Genomic DNA, 22,396 nt, shown 5'->3' on the forward strand with positions numbered 1-22,396 from the left:
CCGGGGCACAGACAGTTGGCGTGCGGCGGCGTCAGGTATTGCGCTGTTCAAAGTAGTTCGCGTTCGAGGTCGAGATTTGTTCAATCGTATCATCCAGCCGCGACAGGTGGCGCATGCCGCTTTCCACCGCGCGTTCCGCATCGTGGTTCTTGACCGCTTCGGCGATGTCGCGGTGATCGGCCACCAGTTCGGGCATCCGATCCCCTTTTGACAGGCTGAGGGTACACAGGCGGTCGACCTTGGATTTTTCCGTCATGATGACGTCAAAGGCAAAATCGACCTGCCCAATGTTGCACAGAATCTTGTGAAATTCATAATCGAGCGCGCCAAAGGCATCGACATCCTGATCGAGAATCGCCTTGTCCTGGGCGGCAAGTGCCGCATCCAGTTCCGCCGCTCCTTGCGCGTCGCAGTGTTTGGCCGCGCGGCGCAGAACCTCTTGTTCAATCGCGGCGCGCACGAATCGCGATTTTGCGATTTCGCGGGAGGAGAACCGTTTGACCTCGGTCGCGCGCTGGGGCCGGATTTGCAGCAGATCAAGCGTGGCGAGCCGGTTGAATGCGTCCCGCACAGGCTGGCGCGACACGCCGAACTGGGCGGCTATGTCGGCCTCTGAAATCTTGTCGCCGGGTCTTAGCCGCAGAGACAGGATTTCCGCGTGGAGATGATCGAAAATGTCATCGACACTTGTGCGCCGTTCGCTGAGTTGTGTTGCTTGCGCCATTGCACGGCCTCCGTATCGTGTCGTTCCGGTGCTTCTATCGAAACTCTGACAAGAACAGAACCACGCGGGTGCGCGCGCTTGTCGTCGATCTGCATTTGACCGGAACGAACAGTGCAGATGACACTGGTATACCAGTTCAATGACTAGTATGCCAGTACAAGCGCAACCGAGAAGGAACAGCACATGAAACTTGCAGGACAATCCGCCATCATCACCGGTGGCGGCCGGGACATCGGCAAAGCCGCCGCGCTCAAGCTGGCAGCCGAGGGGGCCAGCGTTGCCATCAATTACCACTCCAGCAGCGAAGGTGCTGACGCCGCCGTTGAAGAGATTGTCGCCAATGGCGGACGTGCCTTTGCGATGCGGGGTGATCTGACCAAGTCCGAAGACATCGACGCGCTTGTGTCGAGAACCGTTGCCGAATTTGGCGGAATCAACATTCTGGTCAACAACGCGGGCGGGCTGATCGCGCGCAAGACCATTGCAGAGATGCCGTTGGACCACTGGAACGCGGTGATGGACCTGAACCTGACCAGCACGTTCCTGATGATCAAGGCCTGCCTTGCCCACATGAAAACGGGCGCAATCGTGAACCTCGCAAGCCAGGCGGCCCGCGATGGCGGTGGGCCAGGGGCAGTTGCCTATGCGGCGTCAAAAGGTGCGGTGATGACCATGACCCGCGGGCTCGCCAAAGAGCTGGGCCCGGACATCCGTGTCAATGCGCTGTGCCCGGGCATGATCGACACCGACTTTCACAATGTGCACACGCCCGATGCCGGGCGCCGGGGGTACGAAGCCGCAGCGCCCGTCAAGCGACAGGGCAATACCGACGACACGGCAAACCTGATTCTGTTCCTCGCCTGCGCGGATTCGGCATTCATTACGGGCGCCAATATCGACATCAACGGCGGTATGTTGTTTTCCTGACGCCAAAGTAGGGGGTTCCGTATCATGTCTGAGTTTCCAGTTGTCGTGACCGGGGAGAATGTGACCCGGCAGGTGCTGTCCGACCATCCCGACCTGATGGTTGTGGCGTTTCGATTCGGCAGTGAGGGTGCGATTGGCGCCCTCCACCATCACCCGCATGTGCAATCCACCTATGTCGAAAGCGGGCGATTCAGGTTTACTGTCGGCGATACCGAACAAGAGGTCGGCCCCGGTGACAGTTTCGTCATCCCCTCGGATGTCGTGCATGGCTGTGTGTGCCTGTCGCCGGGAACCCTGGTTGATTGTTTCACGCCCCGGCGCGAGGACTTTCTGTAGGTCAATACGCGATAAGCGGCTCCTGACCGATACGCTGCGCCAAAACTTGCCGCCCTCAAATGCCATTTGCTGCAAAAACGCATAGGCTTGCGCAAATTCAATACGCCCGGCCCTGGCCGATCACCAATGGCGTTTTGTTCTTGCGGCCAACATGCTAGGTCGCGTCGCACAGCGGGGCACAATCGCAGTGGATCAGGTTTGACGGGCAGTATGACAGGGCAGAGCGTTATGCGGGAACAGGGTGACCATTCCGTACCGTTGGTGTGCGACCTCGACGGGACGTTGATCGAAACGGACATCACGTTCGAACTGTGCCTGATGCATCTCAAGGCGCACCCGATCACCGGCTGGTGGTTTCTGCTGTCCGGGTTTCTGACGGACAAGGCTGCCACCAAGGACAAACTCTGTGCCGAGTATGGGGCCGCCATCTCGGTTGAACACCTGCCCTATTCCGATGTGCTCGAGCATGAGAAACTGGCCGGGTACGAGGATCGGGCGCTGGTTTCCGGCAGTGCCGATGCAGTCGTAAGGAATGTTGCGACCCGTTTGGGCGTGTTTTCGCACGTGCAGGGCAGCGACGAGACACGCAACCTGACCGGAGAGCGAAAGGCCGCTTACCTAAAGGAGGCCTATCCGCAGGGCTTCGATTACGTCGGCGATGGCAAGGTCGATATCGCGGTGTGGCGCGCGTCGCGAAACGCATTTGCCTACAACGTATCGGACGCAACCGTGGCCGCTGCGCAAGCCGAAGGTGTGGAACTGGAGCGTCTCAAGAAACGCCCCTCGGAATACGCGGCGCTGTTCAAGGCAATGCGCCCGCATCAGTGGACCAAGAACGCCCTTCTGTTCGTCCCGCCCATGCTCAACCTGGGTATGTTCGCACCTTTCTGGCTGCCCTACATGCTGCTGGGGTTGATCGCCTTTTGCATGGTGACCAGTGCCACGTATCTGCTGAACGACCTGCTGGATATCGAGGCCGATCGCGCCCATGCCACCAAACGCGCGCGGCCCTTTGCTGCCGGTACGTTGAGTATTCCGACCGGCTGTACGGCCATCGCCGCGCTGGGCATCATAGGCCTTGCGCTGGCCTTCGCGCTCAATGTGACGTTCGGATTGTCCGTGATCCTCTATGCCATTGTGTCGCTGGTTTATTCTTTCTCCCTCAAGAAGGTCGCGGTCCTGGACACGATCATACTCAGCTTTCTGTTTTGCTGGCGTGTTGTGGCCGGGGGTTTTCTGTTCAGTGTGCCCAATTCGGTCTGGTTCATGGTCGCCATCGGCTTCTTCTTCTTGTCACTTGCGCTGGGCAAGCGCGCGATCGAGCTGAACCGGGCCAAGTCCCGCGCGGTGGCGCCACAAGGCCGCGGCTATCGGCTCGAAGACCTCGAGGTGGTCAAGACGGCCGGGCTGTCGGCCAGCTTCGTCATGGTCGTTATCATCCTAATCTACGCGCTGTTGTCCCAAAGCACAGTGATCTCGCGCGATATCAGTGCGGTTCTGCTGGCGACGCTGTTTCTGTTTTGGCAGATCCGGTTCTGGCTGTTGGTGGGCCGGGACGAAGTGCATGACGATCCCATCATCTTTGCCCTCAAGGACAGAACCAGCACCGTTGTGCTGTTCGGCGTCTTGCTGGTCGTTTTGTTCGAGCAACTGATGCCAGGAGCGGTGTGACACGACATGGCACTGGCATGGGGAAGAGCACATCGGCTGTCGCATGACGAGCAGTATCCGCGATACCGCGATACCGCATTTGCGCCCGATGGATTGAATGGGCCCGTGACCTTCTTTGGTCGGGGCCGGTCCTATGGGGATGTTGCGCTGAATGACGGTGGCACGGTGGTGCGCACCGAGCGGCTGGACCGCATGATCGACGCCGATTGGGATACGGGCGTGATCCGCGCCGAGGCGGGGATGAGCATTGACCAGTTGTTGCGCATCAGTGTCCCGCGCGGTTGGTTCGTGCCGGTGACGCCGGGCACGAAATTCGTCTCGCTTGCCGGTGCGGTCGCCAATGACGTGCATGGCAAGAACCACCACGCCGTCGGCAGCTTTGGCGGGCATGTTCTGTCCCTTGAATTGCAGCGCAGCGATGGGCAGGTCCTGACGCTGAGTGCTGCGGAAAACAGCGATCTCTTTGCTCTGACCATCAGTGGTCTGGGGCTGACCGGCTTCATCGCGGCGGTCGAATTGCAGTTGGTGCCGATCTCGTCCCCGATGATGACGGTCGAAAACCTGCCCATGGCCAATCTTGAGGCCTTCTTTGCTCTCAGTTCGGAAAGCGCGGATTGGCCCTATTCGGTGGCGTGGGTGGATTGTTTTGCCAAGGGGGCCGATCTGGGTCGTGGCATTTTCACCCGGGCGCGGCACAGCCGCAAGGCGACAGCGTTGGTGTCGCATAAATCCGATGCCCGCCTGACCTGGCCTGTGGATGCGCCGGGCTGGTTGCTGAACCGGAGCACGATTTCCGCGTTCAACACCGCGTACCGCGCGCGGCCCGGTGCGAGGTTCCGCGGGGCACAACACTATGCGCCGTTTTTCTATCCGCTGGACGGGATCAATCACTGGAATCGGATGTATGGGCGGCGCGGGTTTTATCAGCACCAGTGCATCGTCCCGGCCGAAGTGGCCGAGCCTGCCATTCGCGCCTTGCTGGGCACAATTGCGGATGCCGGACAGGGATCATTCCTGGCCGTTCTGAAACAGCACCGCGCGGAAACCTCACCGGGTCGCAACAGCTTTTGCATGGACGGCACGTCGCTGGCGCTGGATTTCGCCAACAAGGGGGAGACGACCCGCGCCCTCTTGGCCGAGCTTGACAGGATCGCCCTAAGCCACGAAGGACGGATGTACCCCGCCAAGGATGGGGTGATGTCCGCGCAAACCTATCAGCGCTGCTATCCGAATTGGGGCGAGCTTGAAGCGGCCCGCGACCCAGCACTCAACTCTGCCTTCTGGCAGCGCGTAACGGAGACCATACCCGCATGACTGAGAAACGGTCTTTCACGCTATTGGTACTTGGTGGCACATCTGCCATCGCGCTGGGCTATGTCCGCGCGCGGGTGGACGACCTTGCGTCGGAAAGTCGCGCGATCAAGCTGATCCTGATGGGCCGCTCTGCCGAGCGTCTCGAGGTGGAAGCACAGCATTTCGCCGCCTTGGGTGTCGAGACGGAAACCAAGGTCGCCGATTTGTCCGGCGATGTTGACCTGCCCGACGACTGGCATATCGACGAAGCCTTTCTTGCCTATGGTCAGTTGACCGATCAGGACCGTGTGCAGGGCGAGAACGATTACCTGTCCGCGCAGCTGTCAGTGAATTTCAACAGTGCTGCGGCATGGCTGGAAACGCTGGCGCGTCGGTTTGAACGGCAAGGGCATGGTCAGTGCATCGTTGTGGGATCGGTCGCCGGGGATCGCGGGCGGCAGTCCAACTATGCCTATGGCGCGGCCAAGGCGGGTTTGGCCGTCTTTGTTCAGGGTATGCAGCACCGGTTTGCGGGCGCGTCCGACATTCGGTTCCTGCTGGTCAAACCCGGTTTTGTCGACACACCGATGACAGACCATATCGAAGGCAAGGGCGGGCCACTTTGGGCGACGCCAGACCAGGTGGGCCAGCACATCCTGAAGGCCGTGAAACGCGGCAAGTTGCAGCTATACACTCCGTGGTTCTGGGCCATCATCATGTGGATCATCCGCGCAGTGCCCAGTTTCGTGCTGCACAAGACCAAGCTGTAAAGGGAACAGTGTGACACGCAAGATTGTCATTACAGGAGCGGCTGGCCTTGTCGGCCAGAACCTTGTCACGCGGATGAAGGCGCGCGACGACATTGAGTTGTTGTGCATCGACAAGCATCCGCAGAATTGTGCGATCTTTCGTGACCTGCATCCCGAAGTCACGCTGATCGAGGCTGATCTCGCCCAACCGGGCGACTGGGCATCGGCCTTTGCCGGTGCAGATTGCGTTGTCATCAACCACGCACAGATCGGCGCGCTGACCGAAACCCCGTTTCAGGCCAACAATGTGCAGGCCACGGCCCATGTGCTGGACGCGATGAAGGCGCATAACATCGGGTATGCCGTACACATCAGCTCTTCGGTGGTGAATTCGGCGGCGGATGATTTCTACACCCGCTCAAAGACGGAACAAGAGCAGATGGTGCGTGACAGCGGTATCGACGCCGTCGTGTTGCGCCCGACGCTCATGTATGGCTGGTTTGATCGCAAGCATCTGGGCTGGCTGTCGCGTTTCATGCAAAGCAGCCCGGTTTTCCCCATTCCCGGGCGCGGTCGCTATATCCGCCAGCCGCTTTATGCGGGCGACTTCTGCGCGATTATCGAGGCGTGCATTGACACCCCGCGCCCGGGCGAGACATTCGATATCTCTGGGCGCGAAAAGATCTACTATGACGATCTGATCCGCATGCTCAAATACGCCTCGAACGGTCGTGCGTGGATCGTGTACATTCCCTACACCCTGTTCTGGATCATGATCAAAGCCTATGGAATGGTGTTCAAGGACCCACCGTTCACAACCACGCAGCTGGAGGCCCTGGTGATCCCGGAAGAGTTCGACATCATAGACTGGCCGGGTTTGTTCGGTGTTCAGGCGACACCCACGGGTCAGGCGTTGGAGGAAACCTTCCAACATCCCAAATATTCAAAGGTTGTTTTAGAGTTTTGAGCAAAGTTGCAGTAATCGGAAGCGGCGCCATGGGATTGGCTGCCGCTTACTATGCCGCCAAGGCGGGGCATCAGGTTGTCGTGTTCGAAAGCGATCCCGGCCCCGGCGGCATGGCGGCCCATTTTGATTTCGATGGTTTGAGCATCGAGAAATTCTATCACTTCGTCTGCAAGACGGATGCGCCCACATTCGAGATGCTGGACGAGCTGGGCCTTGGCGACAAGATGCGCTGGGTCGACACCAAGATGTCCTATTACATCGACGGCACAATCCATCCCTGGGGCGGCCCGTTTGCATTGCTGCGCTTTCCGCTCATGTCGTTTGTGCAGAAGTTCCGGTATGCGCTGTCGGTGTTCCGGCAGACAAAGAAGTCGCATTTTGACGATCTTGAGCATCTGTCTGCACGTGACTGGATCGTGCGCGACTGTGGGCAGGCGACCTATGATCTTTTGTGGAAACGCCTGTTGGAACTCAAGTTCTATGAGTATGCCAATGACATTTCCGCGGCGTGGATTGCGACCCGTGTGAAACGCATCGGCAACTCGCGCAAGTCGATGATGCAGGAAACGCTGGGTTACATCGACGGCGGCACACAGACGCTTGTGGATGGGTTGATGGACGGCATCAAGGCGATGGGTGGCGAGATCCATCTTGGTGCCCCGGTGGCCGAGGTCACCAGCGAGGCAGGTGGCGTAACCGGCCTGCGTGTCGGCGATGTGCACCACAGCTTTGATCACGTGGTTTCAACCGTGCCCACGCCCCTTGTCCGGCGGATGGTGCCCGGCCTGACGGGCGAAGAACACGACCGTTATGACGCCATCACCAATATCGGTGTGGTTTGCCTGCTGTTCAAACTGCGCAAACCGGTGACGGAGAATTTCTGGCTCAACATCATAGATGAAGGCATCGATATTCCGGGTATCGTCGAGTTCTCGAACCTGCGTCCCACCTCCGACACTGTTGTGTACGTGCCCTATTACATGCCCGTCACCAACGCCAAGTGGTCGCAGGACAATCAGGCGTTTCTTGACGAGGCGTTCGGCTATCTCAAGACGTTGAACCCGGACTTGCGCGACGATGATCTGATAGCCTCCAAGGCCGCGCGTCTGACCCATGCGCAACCGGTGTGCGAGCCCGGATTTGCCGCGAAAATCCCCCCGTTCAGACGTCGATCCGTGGTCTGCAAATCGCTGATACGTGTTTCTATTACCCAGAGGATCGCGGCATCGCCGAGAGCCTGCGACTGGGCAAGGAAATGGCCGAGGCCGTCGGGCCCTTGGGGGCTGCGTGAGCCAGTTCGTCAGGTTCCTGATCACCGGTGGCTGCGCTGCCTTGGTCAACATCGGCGCGCGCTATGTGCTGGATGTGTTCATGGCGTTCGAAGTGGCGGTGATCATCGCCTATCTCATCGCGATGGCCGTGGCCTATGTTCTGGCGCGGCAGTTCGTCTTTCCAAGATCCGAGGCGGGCACCGCCACTGAAAGCATGCGCTTTGTCATCGTCAATCTGGTGTCGATCTGCATCGTCTGGCTGACCAGTGTCGGGCTGGCCCGGGGCCTGTTTCCGGCGATCGGGTTCACCTGGTATGCCGATGACATAGCTCACGCAATTGGCGTCGCTGTTCCGGCCGTCACAAGTTACTTCGGCCACAAGTATTTCACGTTCAGGGGGCACAGTGTCTAAACCCGAAATTTTGGCGGCCACCTTCATATGGCTTTGTGCAGGCGGCGTTGTCGCCCTGTGTCTTGCGGCGATCATCATCGACTATAATGCGATGCCGTTCTGGGATTCGTGGGATGGGCTTGTGCGTTTCGTCCTGCAATTTCCCGATGCGCCTTTCGGTGAAAAGCTGTCGAGCCTTGTGGGGCAGCACAATGAGCACAGGTTTTTCTTCACACGCCTGCTGTTTCTTGCAGACAACGCGTTGTTCAACAGCTCATTCGTTCTGCTCTATGCCTTTAACGCAGTGATCCCGCTGCTTGGCGTCTGGATCGTTCTGAAATGCTGCGATGAAAAACGGCCCTTTGTCCGTGCGGTGATTGCCGCCATTTCCCTGTGCTTTGTGTACCATCTGTTTCAAAGAGAGAACTTTACCTGGGAGTTCCAGAGCCAGTTCTTCCTCGCTTACTATTTGCCGCTGCTGGGGTACTTCCTGATCATCCGGTTCTGGTCGCACAATCTGCTGAAGAATGCGGTCATGGTCGTGGTGATGGCACTGATGTCGGCGTTCACCATGGCCAATGGTGTGTTGTTTGCGCTGCCGCTGGTACTGCTTTTTGTCTGGCATAAAGAGACTCGGGCGACAGCGTTTGTCGCGCTACTGGTCCTGGTCGCCATTCTCGCGCTGTACCTCGTTGTCCTTCCATACACCAGCAACGCTGGCCATGGCAGTTTTACCAAGGACGTGTTGCCCAACCTTGGTCGATACATTCTGTACATCCTGACCTACATCGGCTCCCCCTTTGGCCAAGAAGTCTTCTTTGGGGCCGTCTTCGTCATCTGCTTTGTGCGTTTTGTCTGGCTGTCACTGGCCAGAGAGAGCATGATCGACCTGCGCAATGTGCTGCTGCTCTACATTCTGTTTTACGGCGCAACCGTGTCAGTCACAGGCATCGGTCGTGTCAATTTCGGGGTCGAGCAAGCCTTGGGCAGCCGCTACCTGACGCCGACGCTACTGGCCTGGCTGTGCCTGCTGGTCTTGGGGTTGCTTCGGATCAAGACAGACAAATGGCACCGCAGGATTTACTACGGGGCACTCCCGTTTTTGGCGCTGGTCGCGATTGTCACCCAAGTGGACAAATTCAAGGATGCCGGAGGACATGGGTTCGAGCGTGATACAGCCCGCCTTGCCCTTTACCTCGGCGTTCAGGATGAGGATGCTATCGAACGGGTTTATCCCGTTGCGGAGACGCCCATTGCTGTCTTTGCACGCGGTAAGGAAGTTGGCCTCAACTTCACCAAACCGATGGAAGCGTGGACCAGACTGGGCGATGACGCAACTGCAAGTGGCACCTGTCTGGGCAGTGTAGAGGACGTGACCGTTCTGGAAGACGGTGTCACAAAGATCACCGGATGGATCGTCAATCCGAACGTCGCCAAGCAACCGCCGACGCCGGTCTTTATGTCAAACGGCAAAGCGGTCGGGCTTGGCACGCGGGGCAAATACATCGGAAACAGCCAGAGTGAAGACGCCTTTAGCGGGTTCACCCTGTATGTTCCGGCCTCTGAAGTCGTTGATGATGGCGCAATTCACAGCGGGTTTGATGCACAAGCCTGCACGCTGCCTCTGTGATCTGCCATCTGTTCTTCAGTGGCTAGCGGGGGTCGGCATCACGCCCAGCGTCCCACGGCGACTGCTTGTATCGCCACGCCCGTCGCACTCACAGCGCTCAGCGCCTGAGCGGTAAAGCCCGCCCCACTTACGGCCTCTGCCGTTGCCCACAGTCCTGCGGCACCGCCCACGGGGCTCACCGTCACAACCGGGGCAGAAACAAAGGGCGCAGGAAACGTTTGTGCTGCCCCTTGCCCCGAAAACAGGGCGCCAATCGTGGTATTGGCGTCCACGCTCTCTTCGGGCATCCAGCAAATCTGCGTGCCATCCGCCAGACGCGCAAAGGTCCCGTTGGCATTGCTGCCCGTCTCGATGACACCGCCTGTCGGGATGCCGCCTGACAGGGACACTTCGGCAAGCACATTGCCATCATCAAACACGCGGCGCGCTGGTTTCAGACCTTGCGACGTCTCGTACTGGTGAAACATCTGGCCTGTAAGTGTCTGGTAAATCCGGTGGCGGCGGCCTGATGCACGTTGCGCCTGGATCAGGATGCCGTAGCGATCACCGCCATGGCCCGTCAGATCGTTGGCCCCATTGTCCACATCATTGAACCCGCCGATCCGGGTGCCCGTCAGCGTATCAACCGCCCCGCCAAAACTGGTCGAGCCAGAGGCAAGAACCGACGTGCCCGCCAGCAATGCGCGCCCGGCCGTCCCGTCTTCTGTGCCCGCTTGCACCGCGCTACCTGCCAGAACACCGTCCAGTGTCAGCATTCCAGCGCTGATGGTCACGTCAGAGCCGTCTGCAGCCAGCGAAAGGGGTGTCTGCCATTGCGCGCCATCTGCACTGACCTTGATGTCGAAATCCGTCGTTCCGGCCAAACCCATTTCTGCATGACCAACCCAGGCCGATTGGAACAGCATTGACGCTGTGTCGACATCCGCTGCCTTGTTCAGCTTGAGCTGGTGGCCCGCACCATCATGGGACAACAGCGTCGCATCCGATGCAACGGCCAGGCGATTCGTCGCGTCCGCACTCGTGTTCACACCCAACGCGTCCAGCGCACCTGGTGCACCGCCAAACGCGACCCAGTCAGTACCGGTAAACCGGCGCTGCGCATCTTCGTCCTTGTTCCAGGCGACCCAACCAACTGAAGGGTGGACAAAGTCCCACGCCGTCCCGTTCCAAACTGCAATCGCATTGGCCTGCCCGGCCCATGCCAACTCGGGAACATTGCCCAGACCGAATGCTGCACCAATGGCAGGCGTCGCGGGCGGGGTAATGGCATCAAACGTCTCGACCACAAGCTGCACAACCGCATCCAGCACCCGCAATGCTTCGTTATGGGTGACGTGTTTTTGCGCCTGAGAGGGCTGAATATAGGGCAGTGAAATCCGAGGAGATGTCTGCGACATGACAAGTTGTCCCGTTGTTGAGTACGATGCGGACCTTAGGCGGATTGAGGTTAACGATATCTGCCCCGCGCGGGCGGCATGGTCACATCTTGTTAAGGTTCACGTCATCTCGATCCGGGAGCCTTGATGCGGAACACGCCCCCTAAACATGGCGCTGACGGATATCCCGACGACTTCAAAATTCAGAAGGTCAGTTGCAAACAGGTCTTTTGTGCTGGTTTTTTGGGCGTGTTTGCGGCACACCGTTAGCCGTTGGTTTTAGGAGAGTAGGGTGATGGCATGTCAGGTGTTTGGGCACATCTCAAGATCACGGCGATGGCCGCTTTGACCACGCAAGCAATGGCATTCACGGGCGAAATCGTCCCGGGCGTGACCTGTCCTGCCATGCGCACGGATGCGGGCAAGACAATTGCGCTGTCCCACCTGCCCGGAGATTTCAAGATCGGCGATCGCGTAACGGTCACCGGCTCGGGCTTTGGTGGCTCCATGACGTGCCAGCAAGAAGTATTTTTGGTCGAGACCGCGACCGGCGCATAGTGGTCGCTGCACATATCTGGCCTGGTAAAACTTCAACCTGATATTGAAATCCTGTCATGCGGTAGTGTACCGCCTGCGGTATGGGGGCAAACCCCGGCGCCATGGGGGCGAAAAAAGGGGTTTTGAGTGCTTCAGCGCATCGTTCAGCTGTTCCACCGCTACGCGAGCCATCATGTCCGCCTGCAACGCCCCGGCTTTGCTCTCAGGGACCCTGAAGGCGGGCCTGCGGGGTTTGTCGACCGCATCACGGTGAATGCTGGGATGATCCTGATTGAAGGGTGGACAAGTGCGCGCGAGGTCGTCTTGCGCCTGGGTTCGCAGGAAAATCGGGTTGTCCCAACGTTGAAACGCACGGATGCCGCGCAGGCCCTCGGGTTGGACGTCGATGCTCCGCTGGGCTTTGCCATAGCAATGCCGTGGGTGGATCAGGTTGGCGCGCTTGAGTTGTTGTTTGATGGCGCCCAAGGCGTCGTGCACGATGTCCTTCTGTTCTCTGAACGGGAAAAGAGACTGGCGCGGCGGCGGATGCTGGCCCCCTTCATCAAAGACGCCGCGCGTGCGGTGCCTCATGTTTTGCGCTGGTATCGCCATCGTGACCCGGCTGCCCGGCAAGCGGTCAAGCGTATCCTGCGCCTTGGCCAGACCGAGCAGACGCGGCTGCTCGACAGCGCGGTTCTGAACCCTGGTTCGCCAGTTGAAACGGACGACACGCCGGTTTGCATCATCATCCCGATCTACAATGCGTTTGATCTGCTGGCTGAGTTGTTCGACCGTGTGACCCGCCACACCGACATTCCCTACCATCTCGTATTGATCGAAGACTGTTCGCCGGATGAACGCGTGCGGCCTTTCGTGCGCGACTGGATGGCCGGGCAACCCGAGGGTCGCGTTACCCTGATCGAAAACCCACAAAACAAAGGGTTCGTCGGATCCGTCAACTCCGGATTCGATGTTGCGGCAGAACGGGGCGAGGATGTGATCCTTCTGAACTCCGATGCGTTGGTGCCCGCCGACTGGGCGCGCCGCCTTTTGGCACCTATACGATCAGACGATCAGGTGGCCACTGTCACGCCCATGTCCAATGATGCAGAGATTTTTACGGCGCCGCGCATCTGCGAACGTGTGGACATCGGTCCCGGAGCCGTAGATGCAATCGACGCGCGTGCGGCCAGCCTGTCTGTCCGCCAACCGTGGGTCGAGGTGCCGACAGGGGTCGGCTTCTGCATGGCGATGGCACGCCGGTATCTGGATATGGTGCCCCATCTCGATACGGCCTTTGGCCGCGGCTACGGGGAAGAGGTGGATTGGTGCCAGAAAATCCGCGCCAAGGGCGGCCGCCATGTCGCCCAACCTGGCCTTTTTGTCGAGCATCGCGGCGGTGTCTCATTCGGTAGTGAAGCCAAGCTGCAAATGATCCTCGAAAACAACGACATGATCGCGCGCCGCTATCCCCACTACGACCGCGAGGTGCAGGAGTTTATCCGCGACGATCCTTTGGCAACCACTCGTCTGGCCCTTGGCGTCGCATCGCTCGCAGCGCAAGGTCACGGCCCTATCCCGGTTTACATGGCCCATAGCATGGGCGGCGGGGCAGAGATCTATCTGCAAGGCCGCATTGATCGCGATGTCGAGACCGTCGGCGGTGTCATCGTCCTGCGTGTGGGTGGCATGGTCCGCTGGCAGGTTGAACTGGTCACTGAACAGGGCGTGCAAGGTGGCGGCACCAACGAGTTCGATGCTGTTTTGCGCCTTCTGGAACCGCTTGAACATCGACACGTCATCTATTCGTGTGGCGTGGGCCACCCGGACCCTGCGCAGTTACCGGATCGCATAATGGCGCTGGCAGCGGGCAACGCCGAGCTTAGCCTGCTTATGAACGATTACTTCCCGCTGTCTCCGTCCTTCAATCTTCTGAACAGCGCCGGGGTGTTTGCTGGCGTGCCGGACGAAGGAGATGATGACAGTGCGCATCGGGCGCGCCGTCCCGATGGCAGCACGCTGCCTCTGGCTGACTGGCGTGCCGCGTGGCGCCCCGTGATGGCGCGTGCGGATGAGGTGCGCGTGTTCTCTGAAAATGGGCGCGATCTGGTCGTGGCTGCCTTTCCAGAGGCGGAAAACGCCGTGCGGGTCGTACCCCACGCATTGCCCCACGCAGTCCCCCGTCTTCCGCAAGCTGATCCGGAAGCGCCCCCCGTCATCGGCGTGTTGGGCAACATCGGCTTTATCAAAGGCGCAGGTGTACTGGCAGACCTCAGCAAGGTCGTTGATGCACACAAAGGGGTGTCGCTGGTGGTTCTGGGGATCGTCGATCCCGATTATCCCCTAGCCTCAAGCGCAACCATTCACGGCGGTTACAATGTCGCTGAACTGCCTGATCTTGTGGCACGGTATGGCATCACCGATTGGCTGATCCCGTCTATTTGCCCCGAGACTTTTTCATACACCACGCACGAGGCGCTCGCGACGGGCCTTCCCGTCTGGTCCTTCGATCTGGGTGCCCAAGGCGAAGCGGTGGCGCGTGCAACAGGTCAGGGAGCCCCGGGCGGTGTCATTGCACTGCCACCAGAGGGCATCGCGCCCAAGGGATTGCTGGAAATCTTGCTGAAACGTGATCCAGCCGCTAGCGGTTCAGCATCTCGCGGTGGAACTTGCGCAGAAACACCAGCCCAATCAGCATAAAGCCGAAAGCAATGCCGAACACGTAGGTCGGTGTGGCGTAGTCAGCGACGTAGTTGAAGTAAAACCCGCTACGCATGGTGCCGACGACATGGACCAGCGGATTGAACCACAAGTACCAGGCATAAGGTTCGGGCACAGAGTCGTAGATGAACAGAATGCCCGAGATGATGAACAACGGGCGCGTAAACACGCTCCAGACCTGCTGCCAGATCGGGAACATGGTGAACATGAAACAGTTGATCGCCCCGACACCAAAGCTGAGCGCGCCCACCATAGCAAAGGCAAGCATGATGGTGGGCAGATCTGGCGCTGTGCGTGTGTCAAAGATCATCACGATGCCGAACAGGACGACATAGGCCACCATCAGTTGCGTCATCATGTTGACGATAAAGCGCCCGATCATTGCGTCCACAAAAGTTACGCTCGGATAAGACAACAGGGCGCGCGAATAGTTCAACGAGCCTGCGATTTTGCCCGACACATCGATGAACATCAAAAAGGGCACGATCCCTGTCGCATAGAAGATCGGAAAATTTACGCCGATGGACGGCGAACGAAAGCCGAGCGAAAAGATCGCGGTCAGGATACCGATCGCCGCGACGGGTTCCAGAATGGCCCAGATGTAACCGCCAGGTGATTTACCATAAGACGTGGACATCTCACGCAGCACCAGCGCCAGAATGGTGCGCATGCTTGCAAAGCTGCGCTGAGCCTGCACAATACGCAGCTTTTCGCCGCTCTGTTTAGACGGGCGGCCGGGCAGGGGGGCGGCGGTCTGATCGGTCACGTGGCACTGTCCTTGTGGCTTGTGCGCTGCCTTGGGTTTGAGCCGCATGCCAAGCCTTGTCAACGGGCTGCGCTGATTTGTGGCTGGCCATTGCGCGTCAATGTGACTACCAAAGATCGAGATTTGTGGGACCAGAGTGGGAGCCGCGCGTGAGCGAGGACGCAACGAAACGCAACGCTGAAACACCTGTTGTGGATGCTGACAGCGCACCTGAAGCCGCTGTACCAAAGGGCAAACACAAGGGCGCAGCAGGTGGCAAACCGCGCGTGCTACGGGCCGATGCATCCGGTGACACGGCCTCTGCCAAGCAAAAAGGTCGTGCTGCGCGCGCCGCCGCTGCCGAGGCCAAAGCAGCCCAAGCGCCCGAAAAACAGGCAGACGCGCCCGCGCCAAACCAAAAACCCGATGCCGGGCAGAAACCAGCCGCTGTCGCCCCGCCCGCAGCGGCACCAGCGCCCACGCCCGGTCCAAAGCCGGTACCGCAACTGGCGGCCAAGCCTGCCGCAGCACCGCAACCCGCTCCTGCGCCGGCACCCGGACCCAAGCCTGGTCCACCGGTTGTGCCCGCACCGGGTGCGCCTGTGGCGCCGCCCGCTCAGGCCGCAGGACGCCGGGGCCGCCATTGGGCGGTTTTGTTCAGTTTTCTTATGCTTGTCGTCACGCCATCGTCCCTTGTCGCCTGGTACTTGTGGGATCGTGCCGCCGATCAATACGCCTCGACCGTCGGTTTTTCCGTTCGCACCGAAGAAGTCAGTTCGGCGATCGAATTGCTTGGCGGCATTACAGAGCTGTCCGGGTCAAGTTCGTCTGACACCGACATCCTCTATGAGTTCATTCAGTCACAAAGCGTGGTGGCCGATATCGACAATGATATCGATTTGCGCACCATGTGGTCCAAGCCCGACAATGACCCCTATTTCTCTTACGACGCTCCCGGCGCGATTGAAGACCTGGTAGATCATTGGAAGCGCAAAGTGCGTGTGTCGTATGACAGTGGCACCGGACTGATCGAGGTGCGCGCGCTGGCCTTTGACCCGGATGATGCACAAGCCATTTCGACGGCGATCTACGGCAAGAGCCAGGAAATGATCAACGCGCTGTCTGACATCGCCCGTGAAGACGCGATCCGCTATGCCCGGATCGAGCTGGACGCAGCCGTCGACCAGTTGAAAGAGGCGCGCGCCGCCGTCACGGCCTTCCGCAACCGAACGCAGATCGTGGACCCGAGCCAGTCCGTCGGCACTCAGACGGCCCTCATCGGCAACCTTGAACAACAATTGGCTATGGCCCTGATCGAGTTGGACCTGCTGTCGCAGACCACCCGTGATCAAGACCCGCGCATCGTGCAGGCCCAACTGCGCGTCCAGGTGATCGAGGAACGGATCGCCGAAGAGCGTCGCAAGCTTGGCATCGGGGACAATGCCCCCGAGGGTCGTGCATTTGCGGATCTTGTAGGCGAATTCGAACGCCTGCAGGTCGACCGCGAGTTTGCAGAGAACTCCTACACCGGGGCCCTTGCCGCCTATGAGGCCGCTCAGGCCGAGGCGCGGCGCCAAAGCCGCTATCTCGCCGCGCATGTTCTGCCGACACGCGCCGAACAGGCAAAGTTTCCGCAGCGTGACGTGCTGTGGGGCCTGTTCACCCTGTTCAATTTCCTTGTCTGGGGGATCTCTGTTCTGGTGCTCTACGCCCTCAGGGATCGTCGCTGAGGCGCGGTGGTCCGAGATGATCAAGCTTGAGAACCTGAGCAAGACCTTCATCCTCGAAGGACAGCGCAAGACGGTAGCCGATAACCTCAATGTAACCTTTCCCACGGGTCGGTCTGTGGCCCTGCTGGGGCGCAATGGCGCGGGCAAGTCGACGCTGCTCAAGATGATCTCGGGCAATATGGACCCGACCGAGGGGCGCATTCTGACCACTGGGACAATTTCTTGGCCAGTTGGGTTCGCCGGTGCTTTTCATGGTGAGTTGAGTGGAGCTCAAAACACTCGGTTTATCGCGCGCATCTACGGCGTGGACACGGATGAGATGGTCGAATTTGTCCGCGACTTTGCCAAGCTGGGCGGACATTTCCATCTGCCCATCCGCACTTACTCGTCGGGCATGCGTGCCCGTCTGGCCTTTGGCGTATCGATGGCTGTGGCTTTCGATACCTATCTGGTGGACGAGGTGACTTCGGTCGGCGATGCTGATTTCCGCCGCCGCTCAAGCGAGGTGTTTCGCGCGCGTATGGCCAATGCTGGTGCGATCGTTGTTACCCACTCGATGCCGATGGTGCGCCAGTTGTGTGACGCAGGCGCGGTGCTCGAGGACGGGAAACTATTGTATTTCGACAACCTCGAACACGCGATCGCGCATCACGAGCGCAATCTGGCTTAACTGACGCCTACATGTTCTTCCAGAACGTCTGACATGATCATCATCAGATCGCGGAAAACCAGGTTTTGGCGCGGCTTTTCGTCAGGTTCCGGAGTGTAGTTGGCGACCACGTACGGGTTTTCCTGGCCGAACGCAGCGAACAATTCCTCGTTCTCTGCCTCGAATGCAGCGATGATTTTCCGACGATTGTCTGGCCCAAGGTAATAGGGCGGGCGGCTTAAAAGGACACGATTGGCGAGCCGATAAACCTCTTGCTGTGCTGCATGCGACATATCCATCGCCTTGCTAAGTCGCATGACTTCAACGACGGCGCCGGGCACACTTTGGTTTTCGCGTTTAGAAATCTTCAAGGCGTCGGCCGGCAGGCCCAAGACGTTCAACATTTGCTCTATTGCCGGACCCGCTTCGTACTGCAGCAACGTGAGATTCGTCGTCATCGCCGTGCGCCAGTTGCTGATGCAATCCCAGAACGACATGTCAGGGTCGATTGTGCGAGGGTCCTCGACAAAATGCTGGATCAACCGTTTGAACCCGTTGTTGGGCTGTTTGGCCTTCTGGTTGTACATGGACAGCAGCATCGTGTCGGGCCGCCGCACTGTCGCGATCACCTGAATATCGTCCACATCCAGTGCCTGTTCGAATTTCGCAATCTGATCCGGCTTGCAGGAAAAGAACTCTTCGGACGAAATCAAAACGTTAGGCGTGTCCGCATGCGCAATTGCCTGGTTCAGGATGTCTGTCTCACGCTCAATATCGGGAAAGTCGCGCGTGGCAGGGTCCCGCATCCGCTTCATCGCGAAGGCGAGGCGATGTTGGGAGTGGTGAAACCAGTTTGTGCGCGGATAAGTCACGCCAAGGGCACTCAATTCAGCCCGATTTTCGTCAAAACATGTCTGAAGCGTGGTGGTCCCCGTTTTGTGGGCCCCCACGTGTATGAACAACTTACTCATAGACTCTTTGCCGCTTCCCGATAGTCACTCGATGGTTCGGTTTAGCGGCAACGCCTAACAGTTGCACAGGGGAAAAACCAGAGATGCGATGTCAGCTTTGAAGCAATTGTTAGGATCGCCGTTGCGTCCATCCCCTCAGAACACGTCAAAACCGATATCAAGCCCGTTCAGGCTGGTGATGCCTTCAAGCGTTACACTGTTGAAGCCGCCGAAACTGATCAACAGATCGCCATCTTCTACGCGCGCCATACCATTCAGCTGTGACATGGAAGGGGCTGTGCCACCAAACAAGTCGAGGTCGATCATCAACCGATCCGCCTGTTGGTTGAAGTCGCCGATCACGTCCTGGCCCTCGGTAAAGATGAACACGTCGTTGCCACCACCACCGACCAGAAAGTCGCCGCCTTCATCACCTTTGAGCGTGTCATTGCCAAACCCGCCATACAGCTCGTCGCGCCATGTGCCGCCTTCGAGGCGATCATTGCCGCCACCGCCATAGAGTTTGTCTTGCCCGTCGCCGCCATACAGAACGTCGTCGTTGTCTCCGCCCGACAGGCCATCATTGCCGTGTTCGCCATAAAGCGTGTCATTTCCACCATCGCCAAAGATCAGGTCGGACCAGCCGCCACCGTGCATAACGTCATGCCCGCCGCCGCCTTCCAGACGGTCTCTTTCCAGACCGCCCTCGAAAAAGTCGTTGCCGTCGCCGCCGAACAAACGGTCCGCACCGTTTCCACCCAGCAGGGTGTCTTCGCCCGTGCCACCCTCGATGACGTCGTTGCCGTCGCCGCCAGCCAGCACATCGTGCCCGGCATCTCCCCAGAGTTGATCCGACCAGGTGCCACCGTCGAGGCTGTCATTGCCTTCGCCGCCGTACATCCGGTCACGGCCTGTGCCGCCCAGCATCGTGTCATTGCCGTTGCCGCCCCACATCTGTTCGTCGCCATCGCCACCGTCCATAAAGTCGTGATCGTTTTCGCCATACAGCACATCGGACCAACTGCCCGCGATCATGGTGTCATTGCCAAATCCGCCCCACATGAAGTCGCGCCCGATGTCGCCCTGCATCAGGTCGTTACCTGCGTTGCCGCGCATCTGGTCATTGCCGTGTTCACCGTTCAGTGTGTCATTGCCGTTCCCGCCGCTCATCTGGTCGTTGCCCTGACCGCCGTTCAGCAGATCAGCGCCATCATCGCCCCAGAGCGTGTCGGCCCACCAGTCGCCATTGATCGTGTCATTGTCAGCATTGCCCGACAGAACATCGCGCCCGTCCCCGCCATTCAGAACATCTGCACCGGTGCCTCCGGACACGATGTCATCGCCAGCGCCACCATAGAGCGTGTCGCCGCCCGCATCGCCAAGCAGAGTGTCTGACCAGGACCCGGCCCAGATGATGTCGTTGCCGTTCCCGCCAACAAGGCTGTCGCGGCCTGCATCGCCGTAGATCAGGTCATTTCCGTCCCCGCCCACAACGGTGTCAAAGCCACCGAGCGCGCGTACAGTATCGTTACCGGAAGTGCCCGACAGGTTGTCGCCGCCGGGTGTTCCCATGATGTCGCTCGATGGGGGTGGGGTCGAACCCAGTATCAACAGGCCTTGGGTTGCCAAGGTCTGCGCGGTAAAGGCGCGCCCGTCGGCTGTGTAGATCTCAAGCGTTTCGCCGCCAAAGGTCAGCCTCGCCCCACCGGTGATTTCGGTCACCGTGATTTCGTTCACATTGCGCAATCCGAAGGCGCTGAGGTCCAGAACATCCGAGCCGATGTAAAAGTCGGTGATGATGTCGGTATCGCCATCCTGGGTCAGGATGAATGTATCGCGCCCGCTGCCACCAGACAGTGTGTCGCGCCCGTCGCCGTCAATGATCGTGTCGTCTCCGGTGCCACCGATGATGCTGTCATCATCCGTGCCGCCATCGATCTCATCGTTGCCAATCCCACCGTCCAGAGTGTCATTGCCCGTCCAGCCGCGCATGGTATCGTTGCCACTGCCGCCCTCGACAACGTCGCTGCCTGTACCGGCCTCGATCAGGTCGTTGCCGCTGCCGCCATCAATGATGTCGTCGCCACCGCTCGCGATCAGGGTGTCATTGCCCCCTTCGCCTCGAAGAACGTCGCGGTTGTTCGATCCGGTGATCCTGTCGGCACCACCTGTACCGGTCTGCTCCTGCACACGCTGCTCAACCGGCATGTGGCTCAGTTCCAGCGCCGACAGGCTACGGAATTCGGCGGCAGTGATCCGCTGCCCGTTGTGGGACAGGATCACGATTTCCTCGTTCTGGTAAGTGACACGAATGCCGTTGGACAGCGAATTCAGCGTGAGCTGATCCATGTTGCGCAGAAAACTGAAGGCCGACAGGTCGATCCGATCCTGCGCCATGTTGAAGTCATAGATATAGTCGATGTCGCCATCGGCGCTGAGCACGAAGATGTCGCGCCCGTCGCCGCCGGTCATCCGGTCCACACCCTCGCCATCCATCAGGATGTCGTCGCCTGCGTTGCCGCGCAATGTGTCGTTGCCACGGCCACCAGACAGGATTTCGCCCCGACTGGTGCCGTCCATCGTGTCATTGCCATTGCCGCCGGTCTGCGTTGCGTCGAGTGTGCCGGGATCGACAGCAAACCGTGTCACGCCCGCCTCGGTCGCACTGGCCACGACAATCTCGATCCGTCCGCCGGTGAATGTCGCGGTCAATGCGCTGATGTTGTCCAGCGTCGTTGTCAGGCTGTCGGCCAGAGTTTCCAGGTGCAAGAGCCGCCCGCCGGGCAACAGCGCCAGCAGGCTGATCCCGTCATCCGCGCCACCCGCGACCACAAAGACCTGATCACCCACGGTAACCACGTCCATTGCAGTGATGCCTTCAAACCGGGTGTCGCGCCCGTCGATCACGTGATCCGTCACCGTCATCGTCCCGTCGGAGGCGACGGACACGACGGTGATCGAATTGCTGTCAGCCGCGCCCAGCAGGGCGTAGCCCGTGCCATCCACCTCGGTCGTGACAAGGACGGTCGGGTTGGCAATGGGCAGATTCCCACTGAGTGCATCCAGGCGGTCGGCGGCGACGGCGGTGCCATTGCTGCGCACCTCAATCGTGGACAGTGCGTTGCCAGCGCGGTCCGCTGCAATCAGGAATGCCTTGGTGCCAACGGTGACCTGCGCCAGTGCGGTCGTGTCGGTGCCGGTCTGGTTTTCGCCCAACGGCAGCGTGTCGACTTCGGCCAAACGGCCATTGCTGTCGACTTCCCAGCAGGTGATGCCGGGCGCTTCGGCGTCGGTGGTAAAGATCAGGCGCTGACCGCCGATTTCGACCACCTCTACGGCGGCAAAGTTCTGGTTGTCCGCATTGCGCACGGTGACGCTGCCGCCAAGCTGACCATTGTTGTTGATCTCGAACCCCAACAGGCCAGAGGCGGCCTGCCCATAGTAGCCCATGACTTCGCGCCCGCCGATTTCGAACTGGACCAGCTGGGGCGCTTCGCCCGCTGTGCTGCCACCAATCCACGCGCGGTCAACGCTGCGCAGGGCGCCGCCCAATTCCAGAACGCTGATGCCACCGGCCCGCGTCGTGGCGTAGATGCGCGGCGTTCCATCGACCCAGTGCACTTCCAGATCGGTAATGTTGGAACTATAATCCTCGGGACCAAAAACGGTCGTTTCGATATATTGCAGATAAGACACTCAAAAACCCCATACTCACACACCCAGTGTTGG

At 59.5% G+C, this 22,396-nt stretch carries 17 protein-coding genes and 1 pseudogene; 13 read left to right on the plus strand and 5 right to left on the minus strand.

The annotated features are described in order from the left end of the window. Positions 1 to 31: 31 nt before the first annotated feature. A complete protein-coding gene (locus ACMHLQ_RS12910) occupies positions 32 to 724 on the minus strand; it encodes a GntR family transcriptional regulator (protein WP_415405211.1) in 693 nt (230 codons plus the stop codon). Positions 725 to 907: 183 nt separating this feature from the next. On the opposite strand from ACMHLQ_RS12910, the gene ACMHLQ_RS12915 reads away from it, so the two are divergent. The 9 genes and pseudogenes from ACMHLQ_RS12915 to ACMHLQ_RS12955 all read left to right on the plus strand — a co-directional run bounded on the left by ACMHLQ_RS12915 (position 908) and on the right by ACMHLQ_RS12955 (position 9,959). Next, positions 908 to 1,651: an SDR family NAD(P)-dependent oxidoreductase gene (locus tag ACMHLQ_RS12915; protein WP_415405212.1), complete on the plus strand. Its 744-nt coding sequence runs from the start codon at positions 908 to 910 to the stop codon at positions 1,649 to 1,651. A 24-nt stretch (positions 1,652 to 1,675) separates the two neighbouring features. Continuing rightward, the gene (locus tag ACMHLQ_RS12920) at positions 1,676 to 1,987 is read left to right on the plus strand and encodes a cupin domain-containing protein (protein ID WP_415405213.1); all 312 of its coding nucleotides are present in this window, start codon (positions 1,676 to 1,678) and stop codon (positions 1,985 to 1,987) included. 210 nt (positions 1,988 to 2,197) lie between these two features. Then, positions 2,198 to 3,658, plus strand: coding sequence for a UbiA family prenyltransferase (locus ACMHLQ_RS12925; protein ID WP_415405214.1), 1,461 nt, complete (start codon positions 2,198 to 2,200; stop codon positions 3,656 to 3,658). A gap of 6 nt (positions 3,659 to 3,664) precedes the next feature. Continuing rightward, positions 3,665 to 4,972 carry an FAD-binding oxidoreductase gene (locus tag ACMHLQ_RS12930; protein WP_415405215.1) on the plus strand — a complete coding sequence of 436 codons (1,308 nt, stop codon included), beginning with the start codon at positions 3,665 to 3,667 and terminating at the stop codon, positions 4,970 to 4,972. Next, positions 4,969 to 5,721 (plus strand): SDR family NAD(P)-dependent oxidoreductase, encoded by a 753-nt coding sequence (locus ACMHLQ_RS12935; RefSeq protein WP_415405216.1) that lies wholly within the window; start codon positions 4,969 to 4,971, stop codon positions 5,719 to 5,721. The genes ACMHLQ_RS12930 and ACMHLQ_RS12935 overlap by 4 nt, the downstream gene beginning before the upstream one ends. A gap of 10 nt (positions 5,722 to 5,731) precedes the next feature. Next, positions 5,732 to 6,667, plus strand: a complete 936-nt coding sequence (locus tag ACMHLQ_RS12940; protein WP_415405217.1) for an NAD-dependent epimerase/dehydratase family protein — start codon at positions 5,732 to 5,734, stop codon at positions 6,665 to 6,667. 29 nt (positions 6,668 to 6,696) lie between these two features. Beyond that, positions 6,697 to 7,776, plus strand: a pseudogene (locus tag ACMHLQ_RS12945) (NAD(P)/FAD-dependent oxidoreductase); the annotation flags it as partial. Positions 7,777 to 8,023: 247 nt separating this feature from the next. Then, on the plus strand, positions 8,024 to 8,350 hold the full coding sequence (locus ACMHLQ_RS12950; protein WP_415405218.1) for a GtrA family protein: 327 nt from the start codon (positions 8,024 to 8,026) through the stop codon (positions 8,348 to 8,350). Next, a complete protein-coding gene (locus ACMHLQ_RS12955) occupies positions 8,343 to 9,959 on the plus strand; it encodes a hypothetical protein (RefSeq protein WP_415405219.1) in 1,617 nt (538 codons plus the stop codon). Before ACMHLQ_RS12950 ends, ACMHLQ_RS12955 begins: the two co-directional genes overlap by 8 nt. A gap of 38 nt (positions 9,960 to 9,997) precedes the next feature. On the opposite strand, the gene ACMHLQ_RS12960 is transcribed toward ACMHLQ_RS12955, so the two are convergent. Further along, complete coding sequence (locus tag ACMHLQ_RS12960; protein ID WP_415405220.1) at positions 9,998 to 11,356, minus strand: DUF2793 domain-containing protein; 1,359 nt, start codon at positions 11,354 to 11,356, stop codon at positions 9,998 to 10,000. A gap of 279 nt (positions 11,357 to 11,635) precedes the next feature. On the opposite strand from ACMHLQ_RS12960, the gene ACMHLQ_RS12965 reads away from it, so the two are divergent. Continuing rightward, positions 11,636 to 11,893 carry a hypothetical protein gene (locus ACMHLQ_RS12965; protein ID WP_415405221.1) on the plus strand — a complete coding sequence of 86 codons (258 nt, stop codon included), beginning with the start codon at positions 11,636 to 11,638 and terminating at the stop codon, positions 11,891 to 11,893. A gap of 126 nt (positions 11,894 to 12,019) precedes the next feature. Then, positions 12,020 to 14,572: a glycosyltransferase gene (locus ACMHLQ_RS12970; protein ID WP_415405222.1), complete on the plus strand. Its 2,553-nt coding sequence runs from the start codon at positions 12,020 to 12,022 to the stop codon at positions 14,570 to 14,572. On the opposite strand, the gene ACMHLQ_RS12975 is transcribed toward ACMHLQ_RS12970, so the two are convergent. Then, complete coding sequence (locus tag ACMHLQ_RS12975; RefSeq protein WP_415405223.1) at positions 14,514 to 15,359, minus strand: ABC transporter permease; 846 nt, start codon at positions 15,357 to 15,359, stop codon at positions 14,514 to 14,516. The genes ACMHLQ_RS12970 and ACMHLQ_RS12975 overlap by 59 nt on opposite strands. A gap of 149 nt (positions 15,360 to 15,508) precedes the next feature. On the opposite strand from ACMHLQ_RS12975, the gene ACMHLQ_RS12980 reads away from it, so the two are divergent. Both ACMHLQ_RS12980 and ACMHLQ_RS12985 read left to right on the plus strand, forming a co-directional pair. Then, the gene (locus ACMHLQ_RS12980) at positions 15,509 to 17,068 is read left to right on the plus strand and encodes a capsule biosynthesis protein (RefSeq protein ID WP_415405224.1); all 1,560 of its coding nucleotides are present in this window, start codon (positions 15,509 to 15,511) and stop codon (positions 17,066 to 17,068) included. Positions 17,069 to 17,084: 16 nt separating this feature from the next. Further along, positions 17,085 to 17,738 carry an ABC transporter ATP-binding protein gene (locus ACMHLQ_RS12985; RefSeq protein WP_415405225.1) on the plus strand — a complete coding sequence of 218 codons (654 nt, stop codon included), beginning with the start codon at positions 17,085 to 17,087 and terminating at the stop codon, positions 17,736 to 17,738. Here ACMHLQ_RS12985 and ACMHLQ_RS12990 read toward each other — a convergent pair. Continuing rightward, the gene (locus ACMHLQ_RS12990; RefSeq protein WP_415405226.1) at positions 17,735 to 18,361 is read right to left on the minus strand and encodes a hypothetical protein; all 627 of its coding nucleotides are present in this window, start codon (positions 18,359 to 18,361) and stop codon (positions 17,735 to 17,737) included. The two genes, ACMHLQ_RS12985 and ACMHLQ_RS12990, sit on opposite strands and share 4 nt — an antisense overlap. A 462-nt stretch (positions 18,362 to 18,823) precedes the next feature. After that, on the minus strand, positions 18,824 to 22,363 hold the full coding sequence (locus tag ACMHLQ_RS12995; protein WP_415405227.1) for a calcium-binding protein: 3,540 nt from the start codon (positions 22,361 to 22,363) through the stop codon (positions 18,824 to 18,826). Positions 22,364 to 22,396 lie beyond the last annotated feature (33 nt).

Source organism: Tateyamaria algicola (assembly GCF_047715485.1).
Classification (GTDB): domain Bacteria; phylum Pseudomonadota; class Alphaproteobacteria; order Rhodobacterales; family Rhodobacteraceae; genus Tateyamaria.

What these genes read in the sequence shown, in the direction of transcription:
- ACMHLQ_RS12910 (WP_415405211.1), bottom strand. Translation starts at nt 724, where the DNA reads ATGGCGCAAGCAACACAACTCAGCGAACGGCGCACAAGTGTCGATGAC.
- ACMHLQ_RS12915 (WP_415405212.1), top strand. Translation starts at nt 908, where the DNA reads ATGAAACTTGCAGGACAATCCGCCATCATCACCGGTGGCGGCCGGGAC.
- ACMHLQ_RS12920 (WP_415405213.1), top strand. Translation starts at nt 1,676, where the DNA reads ATGTCTGAGTTTCCAGTTGTCGTGACCGGGGAGAATGTGACCCGGCAG.
- ACMHLQ_RS12925 (WP_415405214.1), top strand. Translation starts at nt 2,198, where the DNA reads ATGACAGGGCAGAGCGTTATGCGGGAACAGGGTGACCATTCCGTACCG.
- ACMHLQ_RS12930 (WP_415405215.1), top strand. Translation starts at nt 3,665, where the DNA reads ATGGCACTGGCATGGGGAAGAGCACATCGGCTGTCGCATGACGAGCAG.
- ACMHLQ_RS12935 (WP_415405216.1), top strand. Translation starts at nt 4,969, where the DNA reads ATGACTGAGAAACGGTCTTTCACGCTATTGGTACTTGGTGGCACATCT.
- ACMHLQ_RS12960 (WP_415405220.1), bottom strand. Translation starts at nt 11,356, where the DNA reads ATGTCGCAGACATCTCCTCGGATTTCACTGCCCTATATTCAGCCCTCT.
- ACMHLQ_RS12965 (WP_415405221.1), top strand. Translation starts at nt 11,636, where the DNA reads ATGTCAGGTGTTTGGGCACATCTCAAGATCACGGCGATGGCCGCTTTG.
- ACMHLQ_RS12985 (WP_415405225.1), top strand. Translation starts at nt 17,085, where the DNA reads ATGATCAAGCTTGAGAACCTGAGCAAGACCTTCATCCTCGAAGGACAG.